We start from the raw sequence: 10906 nt of genomic DNA, 5'->3' as shown, positions 1-10906 counted from the left end.
GCGCGCGATGGAGTTCCAGGTGAACGTCACCGAGATCACCTCGACGGTGATGCTGGTGATCGCGGTCGGGGTGGCCGCCGGGCGGCGGGGGGTGCGCGGCGCGGTCGTAGAGCGCCTCGCTCACCGGGTCCTGCGCCGCGGGGTCCTGGGCGCGGTACGGGTCGTGGGCGTAGGCGTCGTGGACGTACGGGTCCCGCGCGGGGGGCGAGGGCGGCGGCACCTGGGCCGCCGGGTCGCCACCCGGGCCCCGGCCACGGTCACCGTCGTACGGCGCGTTCATCGCTACCCCACCTCATCGTCCCGGGCCGACCGTCGGTCCTGACATCGCTCAACGGTCCACCTTCTCACTCCGGCCGGACGGGCCGCCGCTTTCGGGACCGGTGTCCAGTGTGGCGTCACTCGGCTGCGCGGGCGCCGGAGCGCCCGGTGCGGGGCCGCCGTCGGGGCCCTCGGGGGCGCCCTTCGCGCAGTCCTCCGGGGCACCCGCGGCACAGTCCTCCGGGGCGCCGTCCGTACGGCTGTCGGCGGTGCCCTCCGTACGGTCACCGGCCGGGTCCGCCGGGTCCGCCGGGTCGCCGCCGTCCGCGGCCTCCGTGCGGGCCGCCGCGCGCTTGCGCTGCGTGTACATCCGCACGCCGGCCAGCACGAGCAGCAGCACCCCGCCCGCGATCACCAGCATCACCGTCGAGGTGATCTCGGTGACGTTCACCTGGAACTCCATCGCGCGCCCGTACGGCTCGCCGTCCTCGGTGTAGAGCTGCGCCTTCACCTGCACCGGCCCGTTGGCGTTGGCCGTGGTGCTGAACTTCACCGTCTGGTTGTGCGTGCCCGCGATCCGTACGGGCTGCGGGTCGCTCACCTCCAGGCGCTGAGGCTGGCTGGAGGTCAGGACGAGCCGGAGCCCCTTGATGCCCTGCACCAGGTTGTTCTGCACGGTGACCGGGATGGTCGCGCTGCGCCCCGAGAGGGTCTGGGTGGACTTCTGGATCAGGTTGACCTCCTGGGTCAGCCCGGTCAGATAGCTCTGCACGGAGCTGCGGAAGTCGGCCGCCTCGGCGCCCTGGCCGCGCCAGGACGTCGACATCTCCCGCATGATCGCGTTGCCGAACGGGGTCACCACCCGCTCCGGCTGCGTCAGCACCACCTGGAACTTCTCCAGGCTGGCGCGGGTGCGCTGGATCTGCTCGAAGGTGCTGGTGGGCAGCTCCTTCGCGCGCAGCTCCTCGGGGTAGGCGGAGTCGTCGGGAATCTCGCGGTTGGCGCCCGGGTCCGGTGCGGCCCGGGCGGCGTCCCCGAGGGACTTCGGCTGGCTCCAGCGCCCGTTCTCCAGCGTCTGGAGGGCGGTGGCCATGGCGCGGGCCTGGCTGGCGGTGGGCATCCGCTGCGGGGCCACCACGATGGAGCGCTGCTTGTCCGGCGCCTGGGCGTTGATCATCATGCTCTGGGCCAGGAACTCCTGCACCGCGAGCGTGGCGTTCTCGGCGCGGGCCATGTCGCCCTCGAAGGCGGTGGACAGCAGGGCGTCGGCCACGACGGCCGTGTTGCCGCTGCCGATGGGGCGGGCGGCGGTCGGGGTGTACGCGAGGTCGCCGCCCTCGGTGAGGCTGTCGCTGCGGGCGATCACCTGGTGGGCGCCGGCGGAGGTGGCCACGTCGACGATCGAGGAGTCGATGGCGCCGTTCACCGGCCAGGCGAAGTCCGTGCGGGGCTTGATGCCCAGGGTGGTCTCCACGACCGTGGCGGCGAGGTCGGTGGCCGGCTTGAGGTGGCTCAGCGCGCCGTAGACGTCCCTGCCGCGGTGGGCGAGGGAGGCGAGGTCGGGGTCGGCGAAGGGCAGGGCGACCACCTCGCGGCCCTCCAGGGCCTTCAGCAGGTCGGCCAGCCACTGCTTGGCGACGGCCTGGTTGCGGCCCGGCACGACGTCCCCGGTGGGCGTCTCCACCTGGTAGCTCTTGGCCATCGCGTCGACGGCGGCGAGCAGGTCCGGGTCGATCACCCAGGTGACCTTGCGGTCCTTGCCGAGCGCCACCATCTGCTGGAGCCGGCCGCCGGGCGCGAGGTCCTGCGCGAGCGAGTCGTCGCGGAAGGTGCGGGTCTGCTGCTCGTCGGAGGCGGTGCGCGCGGTCAGCCGGGTGGTGGAGATCAGCGGCCACAGGAAGGTGATCTCGGTCTTCTTCTCGCCGGCGGCCGGCTGCCAGGGCAGGAAGGTCCGCTCGATGCCGAGCACCTGGGGGTAGGACCGGGTGTCGGTGCGGCCGGTGAGGGTGACGCCGAGCTGGTAGACGCCATCGGCGCCCAGGTTCAGCTCCTCGGCCGGGACCGAGAGGGTGAAGTCACGGCTGATGCCGGGGGCCAGCTTGTCGATGGTCACCGCGCGCTTGTCGGCGACCTCCTGGCCGTCGGCGCCGGCGGAGAACCCGGTCCGCTCGGCCGCGGACTCGATCGAGCTGCGGCTGCCGAGCGGGGCCCCGACGCGCAGGCCCACCCGGGCGTCCGTGACCGTGGAGCCGCCGCCGTTGGTGACGCTGCCGCTGATGGTGATCGTGTCGCCCTTGGCCGGCGCCGAGGGCGTCATCGACTCGATCGCGACATCGACCGTACGGGAGCCGGTGGCGCCCTCCGCGGCGTGCGCGGCCGGAGCGGCCCAGGGGCCGGTGGCGGGCGCGCCGGGGAGCTGGAGCAGCCCGGCGAGCAGGGGGACCCCGGCGAGAACCACGGCCGTGCGCCGCAGCCAGCGGCGGCCAGGAGCGGATCGCGTCGATGGGAACTCTGCCGCCTCGGCCACGCGTCGCCCGTCCCTCGTCGTCGTCAGTGGTGGTCGTCGGTTGTGCGTCCACGAATGGTAACGAGAGGCGCGGCGGCGAAGTGCTGGGGACCGGTCTGCAAGATCGCCATGACGGGGAAGCCGTCCGCGGCCGGGCCACGTACCCTCTTCTGTTGTGCCGAACGCCAAGAATGACAGCCGGTCCCCGCAGGCCACGCGGGCCCCGCAGCCGCAGCCGTCGTCCGCTCCGTCGACGAATCCGCTCAATCAGGTGCAGCGCCGCGCCGTGAGCGAGCTGCTGCGGGTCTCCCCAGTCGCCGACGACCTCGCCCGCCGCTTCCAGGAGGCCGGGCACAGCCTCGCCCTGGTCGGCGGCTCGGTCCGGGACGCGCTGCTCGGCAGGCTCGGCAACGACCTCGACTTCACCACCGACGCCCGCCCCGAGGCGGTGCTGCGGATCGTCCGGACCTGGGCGGACGCGGTCTGGGAGGTGGGCATCGCCTTCGGCACGGTCGGCTGCCGCAAGGAGAACTACCAGATCGAGATCACGACGTACCGCTCGGAGGCGTACGACCGGACCTCCCGCAAGCCGGAGGTCTCGTACGGCGACTCCATCGAGGACGATCTCGTCCGCCGGGACTTCACGGTCAACGCCATGGCGGTCGCGCTCCCCGAGAAGACCTTCATCGACCCGCACGGGGGACTGGAGGACCTGGCCGCGCGCGTGCTCCGCACGCCCGGCACCCCCGAGGAGTCGTTCTCCGACGACCCGCTGCGGATGATGCGGGCCGCGCGCTTCGCCGCGCAGCTCGACTTCACCGTGGCCCCCGAGGTCGTCGCCGCGATGACCGCGATGGCCGACCGGATCGACATCGTCTCGGCCGAGCGGGTGCGCGACGAGCTGAACAAGCTGGTCCTCGCCCGCCACCCGCGCAAGGGCCTGCGGCTGCTGGTGGACACCGGCCTCGCGGACCGGTTCCTGCCCGAGATCCCGGCGCTGCGCCTGGAGCGGGACGAGCACCACCGGCACAAGGACGTCTACGAGCACTCGCTGACCGTTCTCGACCAGGCGATCGCCCTGGAGGAGAACGGCCCCGACCTGGTGCTGCGGCTGGCCGCGCTGCTGCACGACATCGGCAAGCCCCGGACGCGGCGCTTCGAGAAGGACGGCCGGGTCTCCTTCCACCACCACGAGGTGGTGGGCGCGAAGATGACCAAGATGCGGATGGCCAAGCTCAAGTACTCCAATGAGCTGATCAAGGACGTCTCGCGCCTGGTCGAGCTGCACCTGCGCTTCCACGGCTACGGAACCGGGGAGTGGACCGACTCCGCGGTCCGCCGCTATGTGCGCGACGCCGGCCCGCTGCTGGAGCGGCTGCACAAGCTGACCCGGTCCGACTGCACCACCCGCAACAAGCGCAAGGCCAACGCCCTCTCCAAGGCCTACGACGGGCTGGAGGAGCGGATCGCGCGGCTCCAGGAGCAGGAGGAGCTGGACGCGATCCGCCCGGACCTCGACGGCAACGCGATCATGGAGATCCTGGGCGTCGGCCCGGGGCCCGTGGTCGGCCAGGCGTACAAGCACCTGCTGGACCTGCGGCTGGAGCACGGCCCGATGGACCACGAGGCGGCTGTCGCCGCCCTCAAGGAGTGGTGGTCGGCCCAGCAGAGCTGAGCCCGGCAGAGCTGAGTCACAGCAGGGCTGAGCCCGGCAGAGCCGCGCCCCGGCTCAGCCGCGGCTCGCGCGATCCGGTCCCGGACGGTGGCCGGGGTCATGTTTCACGTGAAACATGACCCCGGCCACCGCCGTGTAGAGCAGCGCGACCGTCAGCACCAGGGGGGTCGACCGGCCGTCGGCCGGGAGCATCAGCGCCGCCACCCCCGCCGCGCCCACGAAGGCGACGTTGAAGAGCACGTCGTAGAGGGAGAAGACCCGGCCGCGGAAGGCGTCGTCCACGGACGACTGGATCACCGTGTCCGTGGTGATCTTGGCGCCCTGGGTGATCACGCCGAGGACGAACGCGGCGATCAGCATGGGCGCCGGCTCGAAGGGCAGCCCCAGGGCCGGCGCCAGGACCGCCGCCGCGGTCGCGCAGAAGGTGATCCAGCGGAACGGGCCCAGCCGGGTGACCGCGCCGGGCGTCACCACGGCCGCGGCGAAGAAGCCGGCGCCCGAGACGGCCACGGCCATCCCGAGCAGGGCCAGCCCGTCGTTCTCCGCCTCCGCCCACGCGTAGCGGCACAGCATCAGCACCATCACCGTCAGGGCGCCGTAGCAGAACCGCATCAGCGTCATGGCGGTCAGCACGCCGGCGGCCGGGCGCCGCCGTGCCACGTGGCGCACCCCGGCCGCCAGCCCCCGCGCGGTTCCGGCCAGCGCCCCCGCGAGCCGGGGCGGTACCCGCTCCGGGTCCGGGCCGAGCAGGTCCCGCCCCATCAGCAGCGCCGAGAGCCCGGCCGCCAGATACAGGGCGGCGCCCAGCAGCACGGTCACCGCGTCCGAGTCGGTCCCGGCGAGCCGCAGGGCGAAGGCGAGGCCGCCGCCCGCCGTGGCCGCCAGGGTGCCGGCGGTGGGCGAGAGCGCGTTGGCGGTCACCAGCAGGGGCTGCCGGACGACCACCCGCGGCAGGGCCGCCGACAGCCCGGCGAGCACGAAGCGGTTGACGGCGGTGACCGACAGCGCGGAGGCGTAGAAGAGCCAGTCGGGCACGTCCAGCACGATCAGCAGCGCGGTCCCGCAGGCGAGGACGGCGCGCAGCAGATTGCCGTGGAGCAGCACCTGGCGGCGGCGCCAGCGGTCCAGCAGCACGCCCGCGAACGGGCCGATCAGGGAGTACGGCAGCAGCAGCACCGCCATGGCCGAGGCGATGGCGGCGGGCGAGGTCTGCTTCTCGGGGGAGAAGACGACATAGGTGGCGAGGGCCACCTGGTAGACGCCGTCGGCGGCCTGGGAGAGCAGGCGCACGGTCAGCAGGCGGCGGAAGTCCCTCAACCGCAGCAGCACCCGTAGATCACGTACGACCGGCATGAGGCACAGCCTCACACAGCGAACGGGCCCCCGGGGGGATTCCCCGGGGGCCCGTCGTACGAGGCGTTCGGCCGCCGCGCGCGCCGAACCGGAAGGCCGGTGGCGCGCGCCGGACCGGCTCTCGGCCGTCGACGCGCTACGTCAGCGCTCGACCTCGCCCGCGATGAACTTCTCGACGTTCTCGCGCGCGATGTCGTCGAAGTACTGCACCGGCGGCGACTTCATGAAGTACGAGGACGCCGACAGGATCGGGCCGCCGATGCCGCGGTCCTTGGCGATCTTCGCGGCGCGCAGCGCGTCGATGATGACACCCGCGGAGTTCGGGGAGTCCCACACCTCGAGCTTGTACTCCAGGTTCAGCGGAACGTCACCGAAGGCACGGCCCTCCAGGCGGACGTAGGCCCACTTGCGGTCGTCGAGCCAGGCGACGTAGTCCGAGGGACCGATGTGGACGTTCTTCTCGCCCATGTCGCGGTCGGGGATCTGCGAGGTGACGGCCTGCGTCTTGGAGATCTTCTTGGACTCCAGGCGCTCGCGCTCGAGCATGTTCTTGAAGTCCATGTTGCCGCCGACGTTGAGCTGCATCGTGCGGTCCAGGATGACGCCCCGGTCCTCGAACAGCTTCGCCATCACGCGGTGCGTGATGGTCGCGCCGACCTGCGACTTGATGTCGTCACCGACGATCGGGACGCCCGCCTCGGTGAACTTGTCCGCCCACTCCTTGGTGCCCGCGATGAAGACCGGCAGCGCGTTGACGAACGCCACCTTGGCGTCGATGGCGCACTGCGCGTAGAACTTCGCGGCCTCCTCGGAGCCGACCGGCAGGTAGCAGACCAGCACGTCGACCTCGCGGTCCTTGAGGACCTGGACGACGTCGACGGGCTCCTCGGCGGACTCCTCGATGGTCTGGCGGTAGTACTTGCCCAGGCCGTCGAGAGTGTGGCCGCGCTGCACGGTGACGCCGGACTGCGGCACGTCGCAGATCTTGATGGTGTTGTTCTCGCTGGCGCCGATGGCGTCCGCGAGGTCGAGGCCGACCTTCTTCGCGTCGACATCGAAGGCCGCCACGAACTCCACGTCACGGACGTGGTAGTCGCCGAACTGCACGTGCATCAGACCCGGCACGCGACCGTTCGGGTCGGCGTCCTTGTAGTACTCGACGCCCTGCACCAGCGAGGCGGCGCAGTTGCCCACGCCGACGATGGCTACGCGAACCGAACCCATTCCGGTTGCTCCCTGTGTGTTCTCGACGAGGCGCTGCGGTGCGCAGGGCCTCAAATGGTGGTGTCATCGGACGGGTCCGGCCGGGAACCGCCCCGGTCCCGGGGCAGGCCGCCCGTGTTCTCGGACCGGTTGTCCGGGGCGCGGCGCTGGTCGCGCCCCGCCCGCTCGCTCTCGATGAGCTCATTGAGCCAGCGGACCTCGCGCTCCACGGACTCCACGCCGTGCCGTTGCAGCTCGAGGGTGTAGTCGTCGAGCCGCCGCTCGCGCGAGCGGGCCAGCGAGGCGCGCATTTTCTCCAGGCGCTCCTCCAGCCGGGTGCGGCGGCCTTCCAGCACCCGCATCCGGACGTCCCGGGAGGTCTGGCCGAAGAAGGCGAAGCGAACACCGAAGTGCTCGTCCTCCCAGGCGTCGGGGCCGGAGTGGTCGAGCAGCTCCTCGAAGTGCTCCTTCCCCTCCGCCGTCAACCGATAGACGATCTTCGCCCTGCGGCCGGCGAGGGAAGCGGCGAGCGCTTCGTCGGGCGCGCTGCCCGGCTCCTCGATCAACCAGCCGCGGGCGACCAGCGTCTTGAGGCAGGGGTAGAGGCTTCCATAGCTGAAGGCACGGAACACCCCCAGTGAGGTGTTGAGCCGTTTGCGCAGCTCATAGCCGTGCATGGGGGACTCCCGGAGCAGGCCGAGGACGGCGAACTCGAGGATGCCCGAACGTCGGCTCACGGTCCCGCCCCCTTCCTCTCCGGTCCCTGTGGTGGGACCCCTGGATCGGTCCGATGTATCGATTCGATACATCCGCACGATAGAACGACGCCTCGGCCGGGACAAGAGGGGGCACGGTGAACGGGATCACATCACCGATTCGTGGGACTTTTGTTGCCTGTTTTGGGGTGAAGGGGGCTGCTGAGCGGTTTTTGACCGTGCGTAGTCTGTGCGCTTATGCAGACCACCGGGAACCACAGGGCACGTTGGGGCGTCATCGTCGTGGGTGCAGTGCGGCCTGTCGCCCCCAAGGCCAGGCCCGCATGTCGGGGGGACCGGAAGTCAACTGTCGCTTTCAGGCGATAGCGCCTGCCCGAGGAGTAGCTGTTCCATGAGCGAGCACCGTCGCAAACCACCGCACCCCCAAGGCGGTGGACGCGCCGCGGGTCGGCGCGGGGCGTCGCCACAGCCACCGTCCGCCCGCAGGGTCGGGCCGCAGCGCGGGGGCGGCTCAGGCACGCCCCCCCACGGCTCGCCCGCGCCGGAGTCCCGGGCGCACGGCAGCCGGGCGGAGGCCCGCCGGGCCGCCGGCCGGGGTGCCGCGCGCCGGGGCGGCCGGGGCGGTGCGGGCGAGGGCCGCGGCGGGCGTCCGCCGCAGGGAAAGAAGCGGTTCATCGACTATCCGCGCTTTGGCAAGACCGGCTTCCGGCGCTGGGTGCCGTCCTGGAAGCTGGTCACGGGCAGTGTGATCGGCTTCATCGGCATGATCGTCGCGGCCACGGGCATCGCCCTCGCCTGGGTGGACGTCCCCGACCCCCACAAGGCGGCCACGGCCGAGAGCAATGTCTACTACTGGGCCGACGGCACCCAGATGGCGGCCACCGGTGGCAACACCAACCGGCAGATCGTCCCGCTGGCGAAGATCCCGGAGTCGATGCAGAACGCCGTGATCTCCGCGGAGAACGCCTCGTTCTGGGACGACTGGGGCGTCGACCCCAAGGGCATCATGCGGGCCGTGCTCAACATGGCCCAGGGCGGTCAGACCCAGAGTGGCTCGACCATCACCCAGCAGTACGTGAAGAACGCGATGCTCTCCCAGGAGCAGACCCTCAAGCGCAAGGTCACCGAGCTCCTCATCTCGATAAAGGCCGGCCAGACGGTGCCCAAGGAGGAGATCCTCGCCGGGTACCTCAACACCGCGTACTACGGGCGCGGCGCGTACGGCATCCAGGCGGCGGCCCAGGCGTACTACGGCAAGAACGCCGAGGACCTCGACCCCAGCGAGAGCGCGGTGCTCTCCGCCGTCCTCAACGGCCCCAACCTCTACGACCCCGCGGGTGGCATCGGTGACAACGCCACCAAGGAGGAGAACCTCAAGCGGGTGCAGAAGCGCTGGGCGTGGACCCTCCTGCGCGAGGTGGAGGAAGGCCACATGACGGAGGCCGACCGGGCCAAGTACTCCCAGTTCCCGATGCCCAAGGACCCCAAGCAGGCCGTGGGCATGAACGGGCAGATCGGCTATCTGGTCGAGACCGCGCAGAAGTACGTGGTGAAGAAGTCCAAGATCTCCGCGGACGACCTCGGCAAGGGCGGCTACCAGATCTACACGACCTTCGACAAGGGCAAGACCGACGCCCTGACCAAGGCCGTGCAGGTCACCCGGAAGGAATACATCAAGGAAGGCCGCGAGCAGGACAAGTTCGTCCAGTTCGGCGCCGCGTCCGTGGAGGCGAAGACCGGCAAGGTCGTCGCCATCTACGGCGGTGAGGGCTTCGACAAGGAGCACTTCACCAACAACGCCGACAGCTCCGGCGTACCCGTGGGCTCGACCTGGAAGCCGTACGTCCTGGCGGCCGCCATGGAGCACGGCACCAAGAAGAGCGGCGGCCAGCCGATCTCCCCGCAGAGCAAGTACAACGGCAACGACCTGCTGCCGATCAAGGACCGCAACGGCAAGCTCATCACCACGGCCGACGGCACGCCCTTCCGGCAGAAGAACGAGAGCTCGACGCCGTACGGGTACATCACGCTGAACGAGGCGATGGAGAAGTCCGTCAACACCCCGTTCGTGCAGCTCGGCATCGACGTGGGCCTGGAGAAGGTGCGGGACGTGGCCGCCTCCACCGGCATCCTCAAGGAGAGCTTCGACAAGCTGAACGCGTCGTTCTCCCTGGGCACCTCGACCCCCAGCGCCATCCGGATGGCCGCCTCCTACGCGACCTTCGCCACCTCCGGCACGCATGTCGACCCCTACACGGTCACCGCCGTGAAGAAGGGCGGGACGGACGTCGGCGAGCTGGAGCTGCCCAAGCCCACCCAGGCCATGAGCGACCAGGTCGCCAACAACGTGACCAAGGTCCTGGAGAACGTGGTCGAGAACGGCACCGGCAAGAAGGCCCGCATTCCGGGCCGCAGCGTCGCCGGCAAGACCGGCACCACCGACAAGAACAAGTCGGCCTGGTTCGTCGGCTACACCCGGCAGATCTCCACCTCCGTGGCCCTGTTCCGCACCGACCCGAAGAGCCAGAACAAGGAACTGCTCTCGATGAACGGCACGGGCGGCAAGGACTCCATCCACGGTGGTGACATCCCCGCCGAGGTGTGGCGCGAGTACATGGAGGCGGCCCTGAAGGGCGTGCCGAACGAGGACTTCCCGCAGGCCGAGCCGCTGGGCACGCGGATCGACCAGGAAGGCGCGCCGTCGCCGTCGACCTCGCCGTCGTCGTCCCCGTCGAGCAGCCCGTCCTCCACCCCGTCCTCGACGCCGTCCTCCACCCCCTCGTCGGCGACGCCCTCGACCAGCTCCTCGCAGTCGTGCGACCCGTTCGACTTCAAGTGCCAGCCCGGCGGCAACAGCAACGCCGGACCCGGCAGCGGCGGGGCGGACCGGGGCACCTCGACCGGCCAGTCGTCCGGCGGCGGCAGTACGAGCAGCTCCAGCCCCTCCGCCAACGGAGGGGTGAACGGCGGCCAGCCGAACAGCGGCGGTGGCGGTCTCTTCGGCGGTTCGTCGAGCTCCGGCTCGGGGGGCACCAACCGCAAGGACTGACCCGCGACCGCGGCGCGCCGGAGCCGTAAGGCCCGACGCGCCCGTGGAAGCCGCACACGAGCCCCTCGCCCCCTCCCGGGGCGGGGGGCTCGCCCGTACCCGCGCCACCGCCCGGCGACCCGCACGGACCGGCGGCTCGCCCGTAC

The 10906-nt window shown here is 71.2% G+C and carries 7 protein-coding genes; 2 read left to right on the top strand and 5 right to left on the bottom strand.

Features of this window, described 5'->3' with window-relative positions; genetic code table 11:
* Together ACSNOD_RS07215 and ACSNOD_RS07210 are read right to left on the bottom strand one after the other, a co-directional pair.
* Positions 1-280: hypothetical protein (locus tag ACSNOD_RS07215; protein ID WP_436765919.1), on the bottom strand; the 280-nt coding region annotated here is incomplete at its 3' end.
* A gap of 48 nt (positions 281-328) precedes the next feature.
* Complete coding sequence (locus ACSNOD_RS07210; protein WP_436765918.1) at positions 329-2785, bottom strand: DUF6049 family protein; 2457 nt, start codon at positions 2783-2785, stop codon at positions 329-331.
* 154 nt (positions 2786-2939) lie between these two features.
* On the opposite strand from ACSNOD_RS07210, the gene ACSNOD_RS07205 reads away from it, so the two are divergent.
* Positions 2940-4439, top strand: coding sequence for a CCA tRNA nucleotidyltransferase (locus ACSNOD_RS07205; RefSeq protein WP_436765917.1), 1500 nt, complete (start codon positions 2940-2942; stop codon positions 4437-4439).
* A gap of 54 nt (positions 4440-4493) precedes the next feature.
* On the opposite strand, the gene ACSNOD_RS07200 is transcribed toward ACSNOD_RS07205, so the two are convergent.
* The 3 genes from ACSNOD_RS07200 to ACSNOD_RS07190 form a co-directional block, all read right to left on the bottom strand.
* Positions 4494-5792 carry an MFS transporter gene (locus ACSNOD_RS07200; protein ID WP_436765916.1) on the bottom strand — a complete coding sequence of 433 codons (1299 nt, stop codon included), beginning with the start codon at positions 5790-5792 and terminating at the stop codon, positions 4494-4496.
* 141 nt (positions 5793-5933) lie between these two features.
* The gene (locus tag ACSNOD_RS07195; protein ID WP_436765915.1) at positions 5934-7016 is read right to left on the bottom strand and encodes an inositol-3-phosphate synthase; all 1083 of its coding nucleotides are present in this window, start codon (positions 7014-7016) and stop codon (positions 5934-5936) included.
* Between the two features lie 50 nt (positions 7017-7066).
* Positions 7067-7732 carry a helix-turn-helix transcriptional regulator gene (locus tag ACSNOD_RS07190; RefSeq protein ID WP_436765914.1) on the bottom strand — a complete coding sequence of 222 codons (666 nt, stop codon included), beginning with the start codon at positions 7730-7732 and terminating at the stop codon, positions 7067-7069.
* Positions 7733-8102: 370 nt separating this feature from the next.
* On the opposite strand from ACSNOD_RS07190, the gene ACSNOD_RS07185 reads away from it, so the two are divergent.
* Complete coding sequence (locus ACSNOD_RS07185) at positions 8103-10760, top strand: transglycosylase domain-containing protein (RefSeq protein ID WP_436765913.1); 2658 nt, start codon at positions 8103-8105, stop codon at positions 10758-10760.
* Positions 10761-10906: the final 146 nt, after the last annotated feature.

Source organism: Streptomyces sp. URMC 123 (genome assembly GCF_051386515.1).
In the GTDB taxonomy this organism is placed as follows: Bacteria; Actinomycetota; Actinomycetes; order Streptomycetales; family Streptomycetaceae; genus Streptomyces.
Note: the sequence above shows the minus strand (reverse complement) of the source record. Positions and strands in the feature narration are given on the sequence as shown.